Below are 22,374 nucleotides of genomic sequence, written 5' to 3'. Positions count from 1 at the left end.
CCGCGCATCTAGATGCCGCCCGTCGTCCTCGCAAGGATGGGGCCCACCGCGGTGTCGTCGAAGCGCATTTCGGTGTCGGCTTCGGTTGCTTGCGCGGGGGATTCGGCGGGGACGGCGTCGCGGTGTCGCGCCCGTCGAGGTCTGCGATCCGGCGCGACGAGCGCGACGACGATCGTTCCGGTGAACTGGGAGCGCTCGATCGACTCGAGTGTCCGGGCGAGATCCCGGTCATCGACCCCACCTGCGCGACCGATGACCACGACGCGGTCCATCGTCCGAAGCATCGCCTGCGCGCCGGCGGAGTCATGCACGGACGGCGTCGCGGCCACGAGCACGGTATCGGTGAGACCGAGGATGCGGGTGACCGAGCGCGGCCGCTGGAGCAGCCTGCCGAGTTGCTGGGGTGAACTTCCCGGACCGATCGCCATCAGCCCGGTCGCGTCCACCTCGATCGCGGTGGCGTCCGCGCCATTGATGAGATCGGTGATGCCGGGACCGTCGATGCCCAGCTCGCGCGGCACGTCGGACGTCGGATCGATGACCGCGTACACCGCGGAGCCCAGGCGCCGGGCGTACGCGCGGCCGAGTGACAATGCGATCCAGTCGCTCCCCGAATTCGATCCGACAGGGGTGACCAGCACACGGTCGGGGTCGCCCGCCGCCGACGAGTCGATCGCGATCCTCAGCTGATCGACCTCCTCTTCGAGACCGGGGTCGTGATCATCCGACCCGCCCGTGCTGGAGAGCAGCTCGTCGTGCGTCCGGAGGCGACGTCGCGGGTGCACGTCTCGAGGGCTCCTGATGCGGTGATCGAACTGCCCCAGGATCACCGCCAACGACAGTGCCGCCAGAATGCCCACGACCATGCCGATCGCGGTGTTCACCACGAAGCTCGGCGATGTCGCGTCGCGGGGGAGGTCGGCTGCGCTCAGCACATGGCCGGGGTTGACCGCCGAGCGCGTGAGCGCAGACAGGTTGGCGTTCAGCGCGGCGATCTGATCGACGAGTGTCTCGCGCTGACTGGACGCGATCGCACGGTCGACGTCGCTCAGGTCCTCGTCACGGCTGCGTGTCGTCTGTTCGGCGAACTCCTCCTGCAGGGTCTCGAGTTGCGCCTCGATGCCCGCCTTGGCCTCGGCGATCGCCTCTTCGCTCCCGGCGCGGCGTTGTGCGAGGTAGGCGCTCGCATACCCTTCAGCGCCTCGCTGCGCGGCCTCCGCAGAGTCGGCCTCGAACGTGATGTTGAGGACCTGGCTGTTCGCGGGGACCGTGACCGAGACCGCAGCCGCGATCTCTCGGGCTGTGAGATCTGTGCCGATGTCGGCGGCCACCTGGTCGGCGAGGGTGACCGATCGCACGATCTGCGCCTCGGTGTCGAGGTTGATCTCGCCGTTGGTGCGGCCGTTGGCGACCGACGCATTCGTGTTGCTGGTGACAGGCGCGACCAGCACGCTCGTCGTCGATGCGTATGTCTTGGGCAGGAAGTACGTCGCGGCAGCCCCGGCCGCAGCGAACAGCAGCGTGATCACGACGATCAGCAACCACCGTCGCCTGATCGCGTCCATCTGGCGCGATGCATCGACTCTTCCCACATCGGTTCTCAATGCGTCCACAAACGTCCCGCTTCCCCCAGCGAACGACCCACTCCCCAGTGGTGACGTACACCCTAATATGGCGGGCATGTCGATGAGCGCGCAAGCTTCTGGTTGGTGTGAATACGGACAGGATGCTCCATGACCGCGCCGACCGTCCTGTATGTCGGGGGCTTCGGGCGCTCCGGATCGACCCTGGTGGAACGAGTCGTCGAGGCTGCTCCGCAGGCTGTTTCGCTCGGTGAGGTCGTCCACTTGTGGCGTCGCGGCGTCGTCGAGAACGAGCTCTGCGGGTGCGGCGAGCCGTTCGACCGTTGTCCGTTCTGGACAGCAGTCGGAGAGCGGGCGTTCGGTGGATGGTCGATGCTCGACGTCGATCGCGTACTCGCGTTGCAGCGCGAGGTGGACCGGCAGCGTCATGTTCCGCGAACGCTCCGGCCGTTCTCCAGGCGTACGCGAGCCGCGATGCGTCAGTACACCGGGTACTACCGGGCGGTATACGAGGCTGCCGCCTCGGTCTCCGGGGCGGAAATCGTCGTGGACTCTTCGAAGCACGCCTCGACCGCCGCCGTGCTCGCGAACGACACCGGGATCGATCTGCGCGTGCTGCACCTCATACGCGACAGCGTCGCCGTCGCCTACTCCTGGTCAAAGGAGGTCAGCCGGCCCGAGACCGCAGAGCGCGGTGAAGGGATGACCCGCTACTCCTCGTCTCGCGCGTCACTGCTGTGGTCCTCCAACAATCTCCTCGTGGCACTCGTGCGACTGGCGCGCAGGCCTGTGCGCCGTTTGCGATACGAGGACTTCGTGCGGAACCCGTCGGAAGCATTGCGGCAGGTGTGGCGGGGCCTCGCGCTGCCAGGCGATTTCACGCCTCGCATCGAGCAGGGCGTGGGCGTGGAGCTCGAGCGCGGTCATTCGATCGGCGGCAATCCGATGCGCTTTCGAGAGGGGCCGGTCGTCATACGCGAGGACAATGCGTGGCGCACCTCGATGCCCCGGAGGCGGCGATACCTGGTCGCGTTGCTGACAGCACCGCTGCGACTGTGGATGGGGTATCCGCGACGCTGACAGACGAACGGCTGTTGCCTCAACCCGGTCGGGCGCCTAGCATGGGCGCGATCCGGCGCGTGCGTAATGGGGATGTCGCGGCCGGCTGGAAGACTGGGGGAGCAGGTGGAGAAGTCACACTCCACCACGGGGGAGCAGAGTGCGCACTTGAGCGATCTGCCCGACGTGGATGTCATCATTGCGACGCACAACCGGCCTGAACTGCTGAAAGTAGCGCTCGAAGCGGTCCTTCGGCAGTCCTACGCCGGGAGGATAACGATCTATCTCGTGTTCGATCAAAGTGATCCTGATCTGTCATTGGCGCGCGAAGGCGATGATCGGCGTGTCATTGTTGTCGCCAACGACGAACGGACGCCGGGGCTTGCAGGGGCGCGCAATACCGGTATCACTGCTGGATCCGCACCGTTCGTTGCGTTCTGCGACGATGATGACGAGTGGTTGCCGTCCAAAGTCGCGAGCCAGATCGATGAGCTGATTCGGTCCGGACATCCGACCTCGGTGACGGGCATCATCATCGATTACGGCGAGCATCAGAACGTTCGAATCCCTACGCCGTCTCGGATGAACTTCGCGGAGTTGATCCGTGACCGTGTCATGGAAGCGCACCCATCGACGGTGATGGTTCGGCGGTCGGCGCTTGAGGGTCCGATTGGCCTCGTCGATGAAGCGCTGCCAGGCAGTTACGCGGAGGACTACGACTGGATTCTTCGGGCCGCAAAAGTGGGTGGCTTCGCCGTCGTCCCTGAGGCGCTCGTGCGCGTCCGGTGGGGCCAGTCGCTGTTCTCAACCCGATGGCAGATCATCGCTGACGCGATGGATTACATGCTCACCAAGCACCCCGAGTTCCTGGAGAGCCCCAAGGGCTGTGCGCTGCTGTACGGCCGCAAGGCATTCGCTTTGGCTGCCGTCGGGCGGCGCCGAGAAGCGTTGAGCACGGCGTACGCGGCGTGGCGTCGGAACCCGCGTGAGCGTCGTGCGTACCTCGGAGCAGCCGTCGCTCTGAGGCTTGTCTCGGCACCGCGGCTGATGGACATGGCACACAAGCGAGGGCGCGGCATCTGAAGACCGTTACAAGTCGGGGCTTGTTCGCGTCGACCTGAAGGGACTAGTGTGTGGCGCACGCGCCGGGTTGGGGAACCCTGCGTACAACTGGGGAATCTGGAGCAGCTATGCGCCGCTGGGGAATACTTGTCGCGTCCGTCGTTGTCGCCGCACTCACCGTGCCGCTCAGCGCACCACCGGCCACGGCCGCAGAAATACCGCATACGCGGGTCGTCAGCGACAATCCTGCGAACAACACGCCGCACGTTCTCGACGGTGACGTCAACACCATCGCCCAGGTCGGTGAGCTCATCATCCTCGGCGGCAGCTTCTCCCAAGTGAGCAACGCCGCGCGCACGCAGACGTACAACCGTCAGAACGTGGTCGCGTTCAATGCGAGCACGGGCGCGATCACGCCGTTCAATCCGGCACCGGACTCGACGGTCGAGGCGATCATCCCTGCGGCCGACGGAACGAGTGTGTACTTCGGCGGCAACTTCAACAACATCGCGGGCCAGACCCGACGCAAGGTCGCTCGCATCGATATCGCGACGGCCACGAACGTCGCGGGATTCCGGAACGTCGCGGGCAACGGCAACGTGCGCGACCTGCGTCTTGTCGACGGCCGACTGTGGGTCGCCGGTTCATTCACCAGCATGTCCGGCTCGACCCAGGGCAAGCTCATCACGCTGAATGCCGAAACAGGCAACGCGGACGCGTTCATGGCGCTGCCGGTCGAAGGCCAGCACAACGGCGGCACGACCCAGGTCACGAAGATCGACGTGTCGGCCGACGGTGATCGCCTGGTCGGCATCGGGAACTTCACAACGGTCGCGGGGGAGAGCCGTCGCCAGATCTTCATGCTCGACACGTCCGCGGCCTCCGCGGCCGTCGCGAACTGGCAGACGACATTCTACGAGCACCAGTGCGCGTCGGTCTTCAACACGTACATGCGTGACCTCGATTTCGCACCGGACGGCAGCTTCTTCGTCGTGACGACGACCGGTGCGCACGGTGGGCCGACGGCACCCTGCGACACCCAGGCGCGGTTCGACACCGATCGCACCGGTGCCGCCATCCGGCCGGAATGGATCAACACGACCGGTGGTGACACGACGTACGCCGTCGAGGTGACGGGTGCGGCGGTGTATGTCGGCGGTCACATGCGCTGGGAGAACAACCCGTTCGCCGGCGACCAGGCGGGTGCGGGGGCCGTAGCACGCGAGGGCATTGCGGCGCTCGACCCGGCCAATGGTCTGCCGCTGTCTTGGAACCCGGGGCGAACGCGTGGCGTAGGCGTCTTCGACATGCTCGCGACCGAAACCGGGCTGTGGATCGGATCCGATACAGAGTGGGTCAACGGCGAGTTCCACGGACGGGTCGCCTACTTCCCGCTGGCCGGCGGCACCGATCTGCCCGAGACGGCCGCGCCAGACCTGCCGGCGAACATCGTCCTGCTCGCGCCGAAGGCGGACGCGTCGAACTCGCCGGTGCTGTACCGCATCAACGCCGCCGGACCCGCCGTCGTCAGCGCGGACTCCGGCCCGGACTGGGCCGCTGACACCGATGCGACGAGTCCCTACCGGGAAGGTGGGTCCAACATCGCGACCTACTCGCCGAGCGTGACCTTCGACGGCACGGTGCCCGCCGGTACCCCGGCAAGCATCTTCGATCAGGAGCGCTGGGACGACGGCGGCGCACCTGAGATGCAGTGGAGCTTCCCGGTGACAGCGGGCACGCCGATCGAGGTGCGCCTGTACTTCGCGAACCGGTACGCCGGCACTGCAACGCCGGGGACGCGTGTGACCGATATCCGCCTCGACGGCGCATTGGTGCTCGACGACTTCGACATCATCGACGCCGCCGGCGCAACCAACGTGGGCACGATGCGCGCCTTCGAAATCGTCAGTGACGGCACCGTGAACATCGACTTCGGCCACGTCGTGGAGAACCCGCTGATCAACGCCATCGAGATCGTCCGCACGGATGTCGAGGCCGTCGACACTGCAGACCTCGTCCGCACAATCGCGTTCTCCGGCACGGATGTCGGCGCGACGACGGAGTCCGGCGGCGTCATCGATTGGACCGGCACGCGCGGAGCGTTCATGCTCAACGGGGTCGTGTACCTCGTGCAGGGCGACGGCAGCTTTGTGCGGCGCACGTTCGATGGAGCGACATGGGGCCAGCCCGTCGCGGTCGATACGCACGACGCACTCGTGCCTTTGACGGCCTGGCGAACGAACGCATCGCGCATCACCGGCGTGTTCTACGACAACGGGCGCATGTACTACACGCAGACCGGTGACACGGCTCTCAAGATGCGGTACTTCACGGCCGAGAACGATGTCGTCGGCGCGGCGGAGTACACCGCCTCGGGGTCGATCGCAGGTCTCGACCTCGCATCCGTCAGAGGCATGTTCCTCGCCGGGGACTGGGTCTTCGCCGTGCAATCGGATGGTTCGCTCGTCCGCGTTGAATGGGCGGATGGCGGATTCGTGCCCGGCACCGCGACCACGGTCTCGGGCCCCGATGAAGACGGAACCAACTGGCTCGCCGCTGCACCATTCGCGTTCCAGTCCGAGGACGGCTCGGCGCCGAACTTCCCGCCCACCGCGCAGGCTGCGGTGGAATGCGACAACCAGGTCTGCGAGTTCTCGTCCGCCGGATCGAGCGATGTCGGCGGGACGATCACCGACTATCTATGGGACTTCGGCGACGGCGAGAGCAGTGAGGCCGCGAACCCCACGCACACCTACGCCGCCGCGGGGCTGTATGACATCACGCTCACCGTCACCGACGATGCCGGTGCGACGGACTCGGTCACCGTTCCGACGCAGGTGGAGTTCTTCGACGCAGAGCCGGAGGCGGCGTTCGAGGTGTCGTGCGACGGGCGGGTCTGCTCGTTCGACGGGTCCGGATCAGCAGATGCGGAAGGGCCGATCGCTGAGTACGCGTGGGCATTCGGCGACGGCGAGACCGACGACAGCGGCCCGCAGGTGGAGCACACCTTCGCCGCAGACGGGACCTATGAGATCACCCTCACTGTGACCGACTCGGCCGGGCAGACGTCCGAGGCCGAAGAGTCCATCGACGTCGAGCACGTGTTCTCGGCGCCGGAGGCTTCGTTCACTCTCGAGTGCGAGCAGCTGGCGTGTTCGTTCGATGGGTCGGGGTCGAATGATGCTGATGGTCCGTTGACGGCGTGGGAGTGGGACTTCGGGGGTGATGGGACGGCTTCGGGTGAGACTGCGGAGCATGTGTTCTCTGCGCCGGGTACGTATGAGGTGACGTTGACGGTGACGGATGGTCAGGGGCAGTCGGCTGCGGTGTCGGAGTCGGTGTCTGTTGCGGAGCTGGCGGAGCAGATCACGTTCGTCGGCGAGGAGTCGAGCAACCGGAACTCGCTGACGCATCCGACCGCGGTGCCGGCGGACACCGAGGTCGGTGACCTGATGGTGCTGGTGTACACGAGCAACTCGACTTCGGCGACGGTGACGGCGCCTGCGGGGTGGACGGAGCAGGCTGCGGGGCAGTCGGGCAATGGTGTGTTGGGTCGGGTGTGGACTCGGGTCGCGACGGCGGCTGATCTGGGGTCGACGGTGACGCCCACGGCGTCGGCGTATGTGAAGGCGTCGTCTTCGCTGTTGGTCTACCGGGGGGTGGATGCTGCTGATCCGGTCGCGGCTGTGGAGTCGGCGTTCCAGTCGACGACGACGACCTCGTTCGTCACGCCGGAGGTTGCGGGCGTGCAGAACGGGATGCTGGTGTCGTACTGGGGTGTGAAGGGGAACACGACGAACACGTTGACGGCCCCCGCGGGTACGCAGGAGCGGCACGCGACGACCGGTTCGTCGAACGGGCATGTCGATGCGTTGGCTGCCGATTCGGGACCGATCGCTGCCGGTGATGCGGGTGGACTGACCGCGACCGCATCGGTGGCGAGCAACAAGGCATTCCTCCTCTCCCTCGTCCTCCAACCGGCAGGGCCACAACCGGAGATGCCACCCACCGCTGCGTTCGAGGTCTCGTGTTCGAGTCTGGCGTGTTCGTTCGATGGGTCGGGGTCGAATGATGCTGATGGTCCGTTGACGGCGTGGGAGTGGGACTTCGGGGGTGATGGGACGGCTTCGGGTGAGACTGCGGAGCATGTGTTCTCTGCGCCAGGTACGTATGAGGTGACGTTGACGGTGACGGATGGTCAGGGGCAGTCGGCTGCGGTGTCGGAGTCGGTGTCTGTTGCGGAGCTGGCGGAGCAGATCACGTTCGTCGGCGAGGAGTCGAGCAACCGGAACTCGCTGACGCATCCGACCGCGGTGCCGGCGGACACCGAGGTCGGTGACCTGATGGTGCTGGTGTACACGAGCAACTCGACTTCGGCGACGGTGACGGCGCCTGCGGGGTGGACGGAGCAGGCTGCGGGGCAGTCGGGCAATGGTGTGTTGGGTCGGGTGTGGACTCGGGTCGCGACGGCGGCTGATCTGGGGTCGACGGTGACGCCCACGGCGTCGGCGTATGTGAAGGCGTCGTCTTCGCTGTTGGTCTACCGGGGGGTGGATGCTGCTGATCCGGTCGCGGCTGTGGAGTCGGCGTTCCAGTCGACGACGACGACCTCGTTCGTCACGCCGGAGGTTGCGGGCGTGCAGAACGGGATGCTGGTGTCGTACTGGGGTGTGAAGGGGAACACGACGAACACGTTGACGGCCCCCGCGGGTACGCAGGAGCGGCACGCGACGACCGGTTCGTCGAACGGGCATGTCGATGCGTTGGCTGCCGATTCGGGACCGATCGCTGCCGGTGATGCGGGTGGACTGACCGCGACCGCATCGGTGGCGAGCAACAAGGCATTCCTCCTCTCCCTCGTCCTCCAACCGGCAGCGTGACGCTGAGCGCTCAGGGGGAGAGCATGCCAGATCATCTGCACCGAAGGGTCTGCGGCATCGGCGCGCTGGGCATCGTGCTCGTCGGGGTGTTGCTCACCGGATGCGTCGGCACGCCCGGTGCGACGCCGCGCGCTGACGAGACAGGGACGACCGCACCGGCGGCTTCACCCGAGCCTTCGCCGTCGATGGTCGAGATCACGCCGGCGCCCTCGCTGTCGCCGGCCGCGCCGCAGGAGGACAGCGTCGCGCCTCGCACAGAGGACAGCGATGTCGAGGGTCGGCTGCGCGCGGTGACGGCGCGGAGCGGGGGCGACCGCGACACGCTCACCTTCACCTTCGAGGACGGGGCGGTCCCGGGGTACGACATTCGCTTCGTCGACCGGGTCGAACGGGACAACGGCGACGCGCTCATGCTCGAAGGCTCGGCGGCACTCACCGTCACGCTGACGCGTTCGACACCAAGCGTCGACGGTGCGATCGCTGATGACGTGGTGACGAACGAGGCCTACGACCTCCCGGTGATCCGACAGGTGCTGCTCGCCACGAACGTCGCCGGCACCGTGGTATTCGGCATCGGCACGTCCTGGCAAGGACCGTTTACGGTCAGCGTCGACGGGTCCGACTTGGTCGTCTCATTCCAGCACGAGCAATAGCGGCCTCAGGCCGACTGACGATCAGCGGGTGCGGCCGAGGCGCAGTACCGATCGCCGTCTGCGACGCATCGCCGGAATCTCGCCGATCCGAATGCCGAGCGTGGTCACACTCTCGCGCACTTGCGCGGTGGGATCAACGTTGCCGGTCGCGCTGACGTCGCCAGCCGCCTCGAGCGCACTCCCCAGCTGTGCGGCATCCCATACGACCCTTCCCAGGCCGTGTTCTGCGGCCCACGCTGCGAATCGCATCTGGTGCCCATCGACGTGTTCGCCGCGTTCGGGGTCTCTCGGCAGGATGATCGGGTACTTCCCGGCTGCGCGGACGGCGGAGATGGTGCCAGGGCCGCCGTGGGTGACGACGAGCTGTGCGCCGCCCAGGACGACGCCCAACTGCTGTGGGGCGAGGATCTCAACCCCCCGCGCCACGTGCGGCGCATTCGTGAAGCCGTGCTGGACCAGCACATCGTGATCCGGATTCGACGAGGCCCACTCATCGGCCCACTCGCAGGCGCGCGCAAACGGGTGCCGATCGGTGCCGACGATGACCAGCAGCGTGCGCTTCCCCTCGGCCCATGTGGGACAGGAGTCCGGCGTCACAGCAGCGGTCCGATCACGACGGCGCCTCGGAACAGTGGCCGTTGCTCCGGCCACTGCACGGCGAAGAGGTCGGTGAACGGGCGGCAGAGGCGCGCGGTCAATGTCGCGCTGTCGACCCGGTCGTACACCTCGATGTAGATCGTGCGGGCTCCGAACAGCCTGCTCAGCACGAAGTAGGGCAACGCGATGGCCGCACCTGTCGAAACGACATAGTCGGGCCGCACCCGACGCATGACCCGCCAGGCCTGTGCCGCGTTGCGCAGCAGATTGGGGATGTTGCGGGTCGTAGGGTGGTGGCCCCACACCACGTCGCCTTCCTCAGCGAGCGCACCGACGGCATCCGGGGTCTGGAAGGTCACCCACGTCCGGTGATCGGGAGCGAAGAGATCGCGAAGCGGCAACAACTGGGCCAAGTGCCCGCCAGACGATCCGGCGAGCACGACGCGGTCACTCGGATTCGGGTGGATCGCGGTGTCATGGGCAAGCGTTTCGGCAGCCTTGCGCGCAAGTCGCGTGGCGCGACGTTCGCGAGCGGGAGGGTTCGACCTGGACATGGTCAGTACGCTCCTTGCGGCCGGATCATGATCTTGGCGGTACGCCACATCAGGACGAGATCAGACAGGACGGACCAGTTCTCGACGTAGCGGAGGTCGAGGCGGACGCTCTCCTCCCACGACAGGTCACTGCGTCCGCCGACCTGCCAGGGGCCGGTGATGCCCGGCTTGATGTACAGCCGACGAAAGACGGTGCCGTCGTACGTGAGGGCTTCTTGCGGGAGAGGAGGGCGCGGGCCGACGACACTCATGTCGCCCCTCAGGACGTTCCAGAACTGCGGTACTTCGTCGAGTGAGTACTTCCGCAGAATCCGTCCGATCCGGGTGACTCGCGGGTCGTTCTGTATCTTGAACAGCGGGCCCGCGCCCTCGTTGGCCGACATCAGCGCCTCACGCTGCTGCTCGGCATCGACCGTCATCGAACGGAACTTCAGCATCCGGAAGTGACGACCGTCCCGCCCGACCCGTGCCTGGGGGAAGAACACCGGGCCGGGCGAGTCGAGTTTGATGGCGATCGCGATGATCGCCGCGAATGGCGCGAACAACACCAGCGCGCAGACGGCAGCAACCACATCGAGTGCGCGCTTCGCGACGTGCGCCCCGCCCTCGAAGGTCGGGATCTGCACGTGGAGCAGCGGGAGCCCTTCGACCGGGCGCAGCGACATGCGCGGTCCGGCGACGTCGGTGATCCGGCTCGAGACGACGAGCTCAGCCGCCGTCCGTTCGAGCTCCCACGTGAGGCGCTTGATGTAGTCGGGGTCATCAGCGGGTCGGTTGGCGACGATGATGGTGTCGGCATCCAGCACGTTGGCCGACTCGGCGATCGTGTGTGACCGCAAGACGGGGTAGATCGCGGCGTCGACCCGGAGGGCGTCGACCTCCTCGCCCTCGATGAACGCACCGATCACCTGGTATCCGAGGTGACTCCCGCTGAGTATGCGGATGACGTACTCGATGTCGCTGCGACTCCCGACCACCAGGGCACGTGACGTGCAGGCCCCCCTCGCGCGTTGTCCCACGAGCCACCGTCGCGCCAGCCAGCGACCCGCGAGGAGCGCGACCAGTCCGACCGGCAACGCGAACAGGAGCTGCGTCCGGATCCCGTCCCACTCGAAGGCGATGAATGCGATTGCAAGCAATCCGAACGACATTCCCGTGGCCTGCGCGACGCGCCAGTACTCCGTCGCCCCAGAGCCGATGACACCTGTCGCACGGGTGAGGAAGAACGACAGCATCGCGAGCCAGCACGCGGCCGTGGCCAACGCCGTGACTACCGCGATGCCGGCCGCTGTCCACGTCGCGAAACCCGCGGACTGGACAGCGACGAACACTGCGAGCAGACACGTGGCGATGACCACGGCCGCGTCCGTGGTGCGCAACGTCCAACGGAATCGGCGTTCCCACCGATGCCGTCGCTCCAGCGCGCGCGAGATTCGCGGCGCGGACGCCGTCGCCGCTGAAGCGAACGGTGGCGCAAGCACCCCGGTCGTCAGCGCTCCAGACGCGTCGTCGAGCGCGGTCATCGGGGACTCACCCCGTCAAACGCAGTCACCACTACCGTCGGCATCATGCTCCCCAGCAACAGACCGACAGACGGAGCACGCTCCGTCTGATCCCCAGATATTTCCCCAGTACGTGCCGAACCCCAGTTCTTCGGTGCCGACCCCCCGGTCTGCACCTGCACGTGGCCCCGACTCTATACCCATGTTCCGCGATATTGGAAGGGCTTTGTACCGCGTGTGTTCAGCGGATGTTCAAAGCGAGGTGCGATCGGCTCGCGACGCGGTCGACGAGGGCGTCGAAATTCGTTCTTGCGCAGGCGGTGGTGCGCGCGCATAATTCCCTCGGGACAGTGGTCTGGGGCCACTGCGTTTGGATCTGGGGAGATCGCCGTCTTTCGTTCGGCGATCGTACGCATCGAGAGCGTGTGCGCGGAGCGGCGAAGTCGGCGCTCCGGCCTCGCCGTCGATACGCCCCACCTCCCGCGCATCCCTTGGCTGATGGGAATCTGGGGGACTGTTCATGCGCACGACACTCACCGGGCGGGTACGTCCGCCGGTCATCGCCCTCGTCGTGGGCGCATTGCTCGCATCGCTGTTCACGTTCGTCGCGGCACCCGCGGCGCACGCGGCCGACGGCGAGCTGTCGTCGGCCGGCGCTGCCAGTACCTCTGGCGCGCGGACACAACACACGGTCCGCATCCCGACGTCCATCGCATCGGGTGACCTGCTCGTGCTGGCGTTCACCGTCAACAGCACGACCGGCACGGTTGCCGCGCCCACTGGTTGGACCGAGGTCGAATCGGTCGAAGGAAACGGTGTGCGGGGGTACGTATGGTCGAAGTCGGCGAGCGCCGGTGACGCGAACTCGAACGTCACGGTGGTCACGAGCTCGACCCTGAAGGGCGTCGTCAGTGTCGCCGCGTACCGCAGCTCGATCGGGACCGCATCCATTTCGGCGTCCGAGAGCACGGTCGTCAACACCAGCGCCACGACGCACACCGCGCCCGCCGTCGAGATCGCCGGCGCGAATTCCTGGCTCGTGAACATCTGGGGGGAGAAGTCGTCCACCGAGACGACGTGGACGCTCCCCGGGGGCACGACCGAGCGGACCGCCGGGGCGGCGACTGGCAGCGGCAAGGTCAGCCACGTCATCGCCGACTCGAACGGTGTCGTCGCGGGCCCGATCTCGGCCGCGCTCGAATCCACAACCAGTGTCGCCGTCGGACGCGGGGTGCAGTTCTCCCTCGCCGTCGCGCCTGGAGCCGAAGCAGAACCCGGCAACTCGGCACCTACTGCATCGTTCGTCGCCGACTGCGACGGCATGGACTGTGCGTTCGACGCGAGCGCCAGCAGCGATGCCGACGGAGACACGCTCACGTACACCTGGGACTTCGGGGACGGTGAATCGGCGACCGGCGTGACAGCCGCACGGACCTACACCGCGGCCGGCGGGTTCACCGTCACGCTCACGGTCAGCGACGGTGTCGACACCGCGCAGACCACTCGAAACGTGAGTCCGGCGCCGCTCGACGCCACCGTCGGACAGCTGTCGTCGTCGGGGGCGGCCAGCACATCGGGTGCGCGGACGCAACACACGGTGCGTATGCCGTCGACGATCGGCGTCGGTGACGCGCTCGTGCTCGCCATCACGGTCAACAGCACGACGGGAACCATCTCCGGCCCCAACGGCTGGACCGAGATCGAAGCGGTAAACGGCGACGGCATCCGCACTCGCGTCTGGACCCGGACAGCGGGCGCCGGCGACGCGAACACCAACGTCACCGTGTCGACGTCGTCGATGCTGAAGTCGGTGGTCAGTGTGCTCGGCTACCGCTCCACGATCGGCATCCCGTCGATCACCGCCGCTGAAGGCAAGGCCGTCGGCTCGTCGGCGAGCACCCACACCGCCCCTGCCGTGGCGATCGAAGGAACCGCCTCATGGCTTGTGAACCTGTGGGCCGAGAAGACCTCGCAGACGATCACGTGGGATCTGCCGAGCTCCGTCACCGAACGCACCGCGGGTGCAGCGACCGGATCCGGCAAGGTGAGTCAGATCATCGGCGACTCCGACGCTCCGGTCGCCGGACCGACGTCGGGAACGCCGCAGGCGTCGACGAGCCCATCGGCCAGCCGAGGTGTGCAGGTCGCCATCGCAGTTCTGCCGGGCAGTGAGGCAACGCCCGGAAACACCCCGCCGACGCCCGCATTCACGGCAACCTGCTCGGGTCTGGCTTGCTCGTTCGACGCGAGCGGGACCACGGATGCGGAAGACGACGACCTGACGTACACGTGGGCCTTCGGGGACGGTGGCACCGCGGACGGGGTGACTGCTCAACGCACCTACGCGCAAGGCGGCACGTATTCGGTGGTGCTGGTGGTCTCGGACGGGGTCAACACTGCACAGGCGACGCGCCAGGTCAGTCCTGCGCCGACCACCACCGGCCCCGGACACACCACGGAGGTGTCGGACACGGTTCTCACCAACATGCCGCGCATCACCTCCGGTGAGATCTGGGACCTCGAGATCATCGGCGAGCGTGTGTTCGTCGTCGGCGGCTTCACCAGCATCCGCAACAACGCCGGCGGAAACACCACGAACTACACCCAGCGCTACCTTGCGGCGTTCAACGTGCGCACGGGGCTGGTCGACCCGAACTTCCGGCCGACCTTCGACAGCACCGTGCAGGATGTCGAGGCCTCCCCGGACGGGACGAAGCTGTTCATCGCCGGCAGGTTCAACACCGTCAACGGCATCACCAAGCGTAAGTTCGCGTCCATCGACCCGTCGACGGGTGCGACGGTGACCGGCTGGACCGCAAACGCGAACGGCGCCGGCACCGAACTCGAGGCGACGAACACGACGGTCTATCTCGGCGGGCAGTTCACGCAGATCAACGCGGCCGACAAGCGCGGCCTCGCCGCAGTCAGCGCCACGACCGGCGCGCTCGTCGGTCGCAGCGGCCAAAATCCGCGAGGCACCTGGAACAACGACATCAGCGGCGGCATCGGTGTCAACGGCCAGCTCAACGTGCAGGAGCTCAAACTCTCGCCTGACTTCTCGACACTGATGGTCGTGCACACGGGCCGGCAGATTGCCGGACAGGACCGCTACGGCGTTGGCCTCATCAACGTCGTCACCGGCGAGTTGCTGCCCTGGCGGACGCGACTGTGGGAGGACAACCTCACCTATGTGGGCGGCATCCAACGTGCGTACGGCGGTGATATCTCGCCCGACGGTTCGTTCATGATCGTGACGAGCGGATCGGGTGGCGACCGGCCGCCGATCAACGACACCGCGGTCGCGCTCCCGATGACAGGTGGCGACTTCGTGGAGCCGCTCTGGATCTCGCGGGCGTTCGACAGCATCTACTCCGTCGCGATCTCCGAGGTCTCGGTGTACATGGGCGGACACTTCAGCTGGATCGAATCGCAGGAGTCCCGTGATCCGTGGCCGGGTCTGGACGACCAGGGCTATGGGACGGGTCAGGGGCTGTCCGGATACGGCCTCGGAGACGAGGTGCTGCGCCGCGATCACGTGGGGTCGATCTCGCCGACCAACGGCAAGGCGCTGCACTGGAACCCCGGTTCGAACTCGTTCGAGGGCAACAAGGCGATGCTCCTGACGCCGTGGGGGCTCGTGACCGGAGGTGACGCGACCACGCAGGGGGCGCAGAATGTGGGACGGCTCGCCGTCTACAACCTGCCGTCCACCGCACCGCAGGCGAACGACACCGACATCACGCATCCGATCGAAGGCCGAGTCGTCGTCACCGGTCAGGAGTTCACGATGACGGGCACGGCGAAGGCGACGAGCGGCGTCAATCGCGTCCAGATCGAGGTGCGTGACCGCGACGCGAACCGGTACCTGCAGGACGACCTCGTCACGTGGGGCGGAGCGAACACGATCAACGCCGTCCTCGCGAACCAGGGCGCCACCGAGACCGACTGGTCGTTGGCGCTCACCGTCGCCACCAACCGCAACCTCGAAGTCATGGCGCGCACGGTTGCACTCAACGGCAGCCAGGATGCGAGCAAGGCGGTCAACAAGTTCGAGTCCTTCAGCAACGAGGACGAGGCCCCGCGCGCGTCGTTCTCGACGCCGTCGCCGGGCATCGTGCCCACGACCACCTTCACCGTCACCGGGTCTGCCACCGACGACGAGGGCGTGCAGTCGATCAGCTACACGATTCGCGATGAGTCGAACCGCTACCTGCAGGATGACGGCACGGCCAGCTCGACGTACAACTCGTTCAACATCACGCCTGACGTCGTCGGTGCCACCAGTACAACGTGGTCCACCGAGGTGACGGTGCCCTACGAGGGGTTGTGGCGGATGCAGCTCGTCCCGCGCGATGTCGCCGGGCAGTCCTCGCTGGACACGTTCGACCGCACGTGGACGGTCACCGCGTCTGCGGTGGCACCGCAGGTTGTGATCAGCGCGCCTGTCGCAATGACTCCGCCGACAGCCGTTCCAGCCGTCACGATCACACCTGGATCGCCGATCACGTTCAGCGGCACCGCATCCGACGACGACACGGTGCGGGTGATCCAGATCCAGCTGCGGAACACGAGCACCCGTGAGGCGCTCGCATCGGACGGAACCTGGGCGGTCGACAACTCGGCGGGCTGGTACCGCGTCTCGCCGGCGAACCTGAGTGCGCAGAACGCGAACTGGTCGTACACGACCAACTTCACGGTGCGCCCTGGCACCTACACGTTCAGCGTGCGCGCAACGGACGACCTCGGCATCTCCACATCCAGCGCGAACCAGGGCAAGCTGACGCTGAACGCGCAGATTCCGGGCGACGCGCCGCCGGAAACGGTGCTCGATGTCACGGGCACCCAGACGGGCGGACAGACCCTCGCGCTGAACCTCACCGGCTCGGCGACGGACGATCTGGGAGTGCAGGGCGTGCGGGTGGCGTTCCGCGACCGTGACACCGACCGGTACCTGCAGCCCAACGGGACCGTCTCGGCAGCCTACGCAGATCTGCCGGCCTCGCTGGCGACCGGCGGTGCCACGACGACCAATTGGTCGTTGGCGCTCACGCTGCCGACCGAGGGGAGCTGGGACGTCACCGCGTTCGCCGTCGACACGGCCGGGCAGCAGGACCCCTCGACGTCGGGGGCGACGGCACGCTACGTGCTCTACCCGGGGGACCAACCGCCGAGCGTCGTGCTCGCGTTGCTGCAGCCGACCGATGGAGCGGTCTTCAACGACGGCCGGATTCAGGTCACCGGACGTGTGGAAGATGATCGACAGATCGATGCCGCGCAGGTGGCGATCCGCAACGAGGCCGGCCTGTACATGGGCAGCAACGGAACGTTCACCAGCGCGAACGAGAGTTGGCGGACGGCGTTCCTGAACTCGCCCGGGTCTCCCGGATCCAACTACAACTACACGTCCCCCGTTGTGCCGGCGGGTGTGTACACGGTCCGGGTTCGGGGCGTCGACCACCACGGGTTCGCGACGAACCCGACGGTGGATGTGACGGTGACGGTGAACCAACCGCCGAACGAGCCGCCGGTCGCCGTGGCGAACGTCACGTGCCAGACCGGCAACCAGACGGCGAACCAGGAGGCCAAGGCTCCGGTGTGCTCGCTCGACGGACGGTCCTCGACCGACGAGAACACGACCGGGCTGACGTACACGTGGGCCGTCGGGGTCGGGACCACGACCCGCACGGGTGCACAGGTCAGCTACACCTATACGACCCCGGGAACCTTCACGGTGACGCTGACGGTCCGTGACGAGTACGGGCTCACCGCGACCGCGACGCAGGATGTCACGATCGTCGAGCCTGTCGGCAACGATGCGCCGGTGCCTATCATCGGGAACGTGACGGTGCCGAACAACGGATTGAGCTGCTCGGGGCTCGTGTGCACCGGGTTCACGAGTTCGCAGACCACCGACCCGAACGTTGGCGATGTGGTCACTCGGCTCTGGGACTGGGGCGACGGCACGGCGACGAGCACGTCGACCTCACCGAACAGCCACACCTTCCCGGCCGCAGGAACCTACACGGTCACGCTGACCGCGACGGACGGGTGGGGCAAGGTCGGAACGATCACGCGCGAGGTGGTCGTCACGGGCTGACGCGAAGCTTGGGGGCAGCCGTGAGATCCGGCTGCCCCCGCCAAGGTCACGCGTCAGGGGGCGACGGTCTCCCCGACCCACACCGCGTCGAGCGATCCGTTGAACTGGTCCGGCTGCTTCAAGATGCCGACGCCATCCGCGCCGGCCTTCCGCCCGATCGCCAGCGGCACGTTCTCATCGAACGTCACTGCGCCGACGGTCCCGGGCTCGGTGAATTCACCGCGTTCGCCGGTGTCGAGGTCGGTCACCGTGAGGGTCATGCCGGTGGCGTCGAGGCGGCACGCGACTCGGTACCAGGTCTGGTCGACGAGGGCATCGCCCTTCACGAGCACACGTCCCGCAGATCCGGTTGCGCTGCAGGACGGTCGACCGTTGTCCACCTGCAGCTTGTACTGGGCGAGGTCGGCCGCCAGCCCGCGCTGGATCACATTGTCACCGTTATCGGCGGCAGAGGACTGTGCCCCACCTTCGATCCTGACATCGGCGCCGAACCCGAACGCGGTTGCCGCCGGATCAGGTTCCGGGACCCCGGGGCCGAGCACCGTGATGCCGACGCCGGGTTCCTCCTCGCCGTCGGCGAACGGTGGGAACGCCAAGGCGGTCCCGATGCCGTCGGCGGCGGTCACGGTCGCGAGCCCACCACCGAAGAACTCCTCCTGTGAGACGACGACGTCGGCATCCGCGGTCGCTGCCAGCGTGTCCGTCGTGTCGAACTCCATCGCGAACAGCACCGTCATGCCTTCTCGCGATTCGGTGGTCTGCGTGGGCGAGGCGGTCGGCGACGGGGGTGGTTTCGGTGGCGGCGTACCCGACGTACAGGACGAGAGCGTGAGCGCGCCAACGAGCGCAGATGCCGCACCCCATGCGATGGTGTTCGGCCGTCGGAAGATCTGCCCCATGTCGCTCCCCGTCTCAGCGATGATGGGAGTCTAGCGCTCGCGCGCCAGGCCAAAGCCATGCGGGATACGCTGACGCCATGGCATACGACGAAGCGCTTGCCGATCGCATCCGGGTCCACATTCCGTGCGGCGATCACGTTGCTGAGATCAAGATGTTCGGCGGGCTGTGCTGGACCTTCAACGGCCACATGATCGTCGGCCTCGGGCAGACCGAGCTCATGATCCCGGTCGGGCGGGACGGGATGCCGGATGCCATCGCCCGCGGCGCGCACGAGATGAGGATGGGCGAGCGCACGATGACCGGGTTCGCCGGGGTCGTCGACCCGACCGACGAGCAGATCGACGAATGGGTCGCCGAGTCGCTGGCCCGCGTGTCGGACCTACCGCCGAAGATCAAGAAGCCCCGCACCTCCACGAAAGGGAGATGACATGCGAACCGTCAACGCCTACGCCGCACCGTCCGCGACTGAACCGCTCGTTCCCGTCACGATCGAGCGTCGTGACGTCGGCCCGACAGACGTGCTCATCGCGATCCGCTACGCCGGCATCTGCCACTCCGACATCCACACCGTGCGTGGGGAGTGGGGCGAGATCGCCTACCCGCAGGTGGTGGGGCACGAGATCGTCGGCGAGGTGCTCGAGGTCGGCGCCGACGTCACCCGCTACGCGGTGGGTGACCGGGTCGGGGTCGGCTGCATGGTCAACTCGTGCCGCGAGTGCGAGAACTGTCTCGCCGGCATGGAGAACTACTGCCTCAACGGCATGACCGGCACCTATGCGGCCGTCGACCGTGACGGCACGATCACACAGGGCGGGTATTCGACCCACATCGTCGTCGACGAGGACTTCGTGCTGCGCGTGCCCGAATCGATCCCGTATGAGGCGGCCGCGCCGTTGCTGTGCGCAGGCATCACGACGTACTCGCCCCTCGCCCACTGGGGTGCCGGGCCGGGCAAGCGCGTGGCCGTCGTCGGCATGGGCGGCCTCGGACACATGGCCGTGAAGATCGCAGCCGCGATGGGCGCCGAAGTCACCGTCCTGTCGCAGTCGACGTCGAAGGAGGTCGACAGCCTCGCCTTCGGTGCGACGCGGCACCTGGCAACCGCCGACGGCAGCGTCTTCCGCGAACTGCGCAACACGTTCGATCTGATCATCAACACCGTCAGCGCGCCGATCAACATCGAGGCGCACCTGCGCATGCTGCGGCTGGACGGAACCCTCGTCAACGTCGGCGCGCCGCCCGAGCCGCTGCCCGTGCGCGTGTTCACGCTGTTCAGCAACCGCCGCTCGTTCGCGGGATCGAGCATCGGCTCGATCGGCGAGACCCAGGAGATGCTCGACTTCTGTGCCGAGAAGGGCATCGCGCCCGCCGTCGAGGTGATCGCCGCGGATCGTGTGAACGAGGCGTATGAGCGGGTGCTGGCATCCGATGTGCGCTACCGCTTCGTCATCGACACCGCGACGCTCGCGGGCTGAGGGCGGCCGCGCGACCTGTGCAAGGCTGGTCCAAACGCGTCGTAGGGGGGTACGGCATGAATGAGATCTGGGGCGACATGCCCACATGGATCACAACGTTCGCCCGGCCAGTTCATCGTGGGGCAGAACGCGCCCGGCGACGAATACACCTGGTCGTTCCCGCAGCACCCGTCTGAGCAGCGGCGCACGCTTCGTCCATATATGAACAGCGATCGTTACGCGGTGCTGTCGGTGGAGTTCGCCGACAACCTGGATCAGCGGTGGCGCACCGATGGGCACGCTGTGCTCACGAGGGTCGCGGCCTGACCAGGGAAAAGCAAAACCCCCGCCATGTAGAAGCTAGGCGAGGGTTTCTGGGACCGTTGTAACGACGGTCCGTGTGGCTCCGACGGGCGTCGATCCCGTGACCTCACGATTTTCAGTTGTATGCGCGAGGCTTACGGGTGCTCACGAGTGCTCGTTCGCCGCGTGATTCCGCGGAAGTCGTCCTCGTTGGTGGCGGTTGGTTTCGGGTGGTTTCAGCCGAGTTCCCGGCCCGGGACCGGCCCGAGCTGGTAGGGAAGGGGATCCTCGAGCGGCATGCGGATCAGGCTCACGTGAGATGTACGGAGCTATCCATAGACTCGTGCCATGCCAGAGACGAGCGCCGATCGCATCGACGTTACGTCTTGGGAGGCGGTCAGGGTAGAGACCCGTGGAGCATCAGCGAAGACGTGGATCCGAGAGCCCGGTGGCTCGTCGTCGCGCTTTGACTCGGACTGGCTATTCAAACCCGCTACGGAGCAAGCCAACGGAGTGCGCCAGATCGGTGATTGGACTGAGTGCGTCGGATCGGAGCTGGCTCGCGTTCTCGAGATTCCTTCGGCAGAGTCACGCCTGGCTGTGCGTGCCGGCAGTGCGGGGGTAATCGTCCGAAACGTACGTGTCAGCGGGTACGACATGGTCACGGGTCGCCTGGCGATGCTCCACGAGATCGGCGTCGCCACACGCGATTCTGCTCGCGACAAGACAGCATCGCTGGGTCACTCGGTGGACAACATCCTCCGCACGCTTTCAGGCTACGGTCCGCCCCCGGTCGGGAGGAGTGGTCAGGCGCATCCGCTGTTGAGGTGATGGTGAGCTACTTTGTCCTGGACGCGCTGATTGGCAATGGGGATCGTCATGAGCAGAACTGGTCGGTTCTCCGCGCTCAATCGAGTCTCGATGGTCTACCTGACGCGCTCGCACCGTCCTACGACCTTGAGGCTTCGCTCGGCTTCCAGCTCAGCGATGACCAGCGAGTCGCGCGACTCAACGACCCGCGCGCGATGGAGGACTTCGCCAAGAAGGGGCGTGCCCGCCGCTTTGACGGCGACCGAACGACAAGCCTGGTGGATCTTGCGGCGAATGCCGCGAGCTACTGCAGCGCCGAGGGACGAGCGCGGCTCGAAACGCTCGCAACGCGGATCTCTGCGCTCGATTTCGAGGAGCTTCTTGATGGCATCGGCGGAGTGTCTGAGGTAGCGCGTAGATTTGCAAGCAACGTTCTTGAGATCAATGGAAGGAGGATCTGCGATGTTGACTGGAACGCTTCCGGAGCGCGTGACTGAGCTCGTTGTTCTGTGGCAGCAACCGACGACGCGCGCGATGATCCCCGTTGGACTGCTCGGGTACGACGGCGTCAAATATCGGTTCGAGTACCTCCAGGCGGCGACGTCCGCCGAAGGCTTCAGACCGTTGCTCGGCTTCAAGGATCTGGGCGCGCACTACGAAAGTGACGAACTGTTCCCGCTGTTCCATGAGCGGATCATGGATCCCTCAAGAGACGACTTCGATCATGTGCTTGAAGGACTTCAGCTTGACCCGAGGACAGCAACCCCGTGGGAGCAACTCGTGTTCTCCGGTGGTGGGTCCGAGGGCGACACTCTTCAGGTGACTCCACTGCCTTGTGAGGAAGAGCACGGATGGTCGTGCACAGCGCTTGCGTCCGGTCTTCGCTACCTCCAGATCAAGTCGGTCCGCACTGCACTAGG

14 protein-coding genes are annotated in these 22,374 nt (G+C 66.5%); 9 read left to right on the top strand and 5 right to left on the bottom strand.

The window, feature by feature from the left end:
* Window positions 1-8: 8 nt before the first annotated feature.
* The gene (locus tag AC3ENX_RS08200; protein WP_434811377.1) at window positions 9-1,565 is read right to left on the bottom strand and encodes a Wzz/FepE/Etk N-terminal domain-containing protein; all 1,557 of its coding nucleotides are present in this window, start codon (window positions 1,563-1,565) and stop codon (window positions 9-11) included.
* 168 nt (window positions 1,566-1,733) lie between these two features.
* On the opposite strand from AC3ENX_RS08200, the gene AC3ENX_RS08195 reads away from it, so the two are divergent.
* The 4 genes from AC3ENX_RS08195 (at window position 1,734) to AC3ENX_RS08180 (ending at window position 9,237) form a co-directional block, all read left to right on the top strand.
* Window positions 1,734-2,663 carry a sulfotransferase gene (locus AC3ENX_RS08195; RefSeq protein WP_434811376.1) on the top strand — a complete coding sequence of 310 codons (930 nt, stop codon included), beginning with the start codon at window positions 1,734-1,736 and terminating at the stop codon, window positions 2,661-2,663.
* Window positions 2,664-2,810: 147 nt separating this feature from the next.
* Window positions 2,811-3,725, top strand: a complete 915-nt coding sequence (locus AC3ENX_RS08190; RefSeq protein ID WP_434811375.1) for a glycosyltransferase family 2 protein — start codon at window positions 2,811-2,813, stop codon at window positions 3,723-3,725.
* Window positions 3,726-3,832: 107 nt separating this feature from the next.
* A complete protein-coding gene (locus AC3ENX_RS08185; RefSeq protein ID WP_434811374.1) occupies window positions 3,833-8,584 on the top strand; it encodes a PKD domain-containing protein in 4,752 nt (1,583 codons plus the stop codon).
* A gap of 23 nt (window positions 8,585-8,607) precedes the next feature.
* Window positions 8,608-9,237: an AMIN-like domain-containing (lipo)protein gene (locus AC3ENX_RS08180; RefSeq protein WP_434811373.1), complete on the top strand. Its 630-nt coding sequence runs from the start codon at window positions 8,608-8,610 to the stop codon at window positions 9,235-9,237.
* Window positions 9,238-9,258: 21 nt separating this feature from the next.
* On the opposite strand, the gene AC3ENX_RS08175 is transcribed toward AC3ENX_RS08180, so the two are convergent.
* From AC3ENX_RS08175 to AC3ENX_RS08165, 3 genes are read right to left on the bottom strand one after another with little or no spacing between them, the layout of a single operon-like run.
* Window positions 9,259-9,834 carry a glycosyltransferase gene (locus tag AC3ENX_RS08175; protein ID WP_434811372.1) on the bottom strand — a complete coding sequence of 192 codons (576 nt, stop codon included), beginning with the start codon at window positions 9,832-9,834 and terminating at the stop codon, window positions 9,259-9,261.
* Entirely contained in the window at window positions 9,831-10,388 is a 558-nt protein-coding gene (locus AC3ENX_RS08170) for a UDP-N-acetylglucosamine--LPS N-acetylglucosamine transferase (protein ID WP_434811371.1), read from the bottom strand. Before AC3ENX_RS08170 ends, AC3ENX_RS08175 begins: the two co-directional genes overlap by 4 nt.
* Before the next feature lie 2 nt (window positions 10,389-10,390).
* Window positions 10,391-11,911: a sugar transferase gene (locus AC3ENX_RS08165; protein WP_434811370.1), complete on the bottom strand. Its 1,521-nt coding sequence runs from the start codon at window positions 11,909-11,911 to the stop codon at window positions 10,391-10,393.
* A 499-nt stretch (window positions 11,912-12,410) separates the two neighbouring features.
* Between AC3ENX_RS08165 and AC3ENX_RS08160 the strand changes: the two genes are divergently transcribed.
* Window positions 12,411-17,987 (top strand): PKD domain-containing protein, encoded by a 5,577-nt coding sequence (locus AC3ENX_RS08160; protein WP_434811369.1) that lies wholly within the window; start codon window positions 12,411-12,413, stop codon window positions 17,985-17,987.
* Between the two features lie 53 nt (window positions 17,988-18,040).
* Here the strand turns inward: AC3ENX_RS08160 and AC3ENX_RS08155 are convergent, their stop codons facing one another.
* Window positions 18,041-18,724, bottom strand: coding sequence for a hypothetical protein (locus tag AC3ENX_RS08155; protein WP_434811368.1), 684 nt, complete (start codon window positions 18,722-18,724; stop codon window positions 18,041-18,043).
* Window positions 18,725-18,963: 239 nt separating this feature from the next.
* On the opposite strand from AC3ENX_RS08155, the gene AC3ENX_RS08150 reads away from it, so the two are divergent.
* From AC3ENX_RS08150 to AC3ENX_RS08135, 4 genes are all read left to right on the top strand, one after another.
* Window positions 18,964-19,314, top strand: a complete 351-nt coding sequence (locus AC3ENX_RS08150; RefSeq protein WP_434811367.1) for a TfoX/Sxy family protein — start codon at window positions 18,964-18,966, stop codon at window positions 19,312-19,314.
* Window position 19,315: 1 nt separating this feature from the next.
* Complete coding sequence (locus tag AC3ENX_RS08145) at window positions 19,316-20,362, top strand: NAD(P)-dependent alcohol dehydrogenase (RefSeq protein ID WP_434811366.1); 1,047 nt, start codon at window positions 19,316-19,318, stop codon at window positions 20,360-20,362.
* A 1,109-nt stretch (window positions 20,363-21,471) separates the two neighbouring features.
* On the top strand, window positions 21,472-21,951 hold the full coding sequence (locus AC3ENX_RS08140; RefSeq protein ID WP_434811365.1) for a HipA domain-containing protein: 480 nt from the start codon (window positions 21,472-21,474) through the stop codon (window positions 21,949-21,951).
* Window positions 21,944-22,374, top strand: a 431-nt coding sequence (locus AC3ENX_RS08135; RefSeq protein WP_434811364.1) for a hypothetical protein, incomplete at its 3' end; no start/stop codon positions are given. The genes AC3ENX_RS08140 and AC3ENX_RS08135, both read left to right, overlap by 8 nt.

Source organism: Microbacterium sp. bgisy189, from assembly GCF_057707225.1.
The sequence above is the reverse complement of the archived record's forward strand: the minus strand, read 5'-3'. Positions and strand labels throughout refer to the sequence as shown.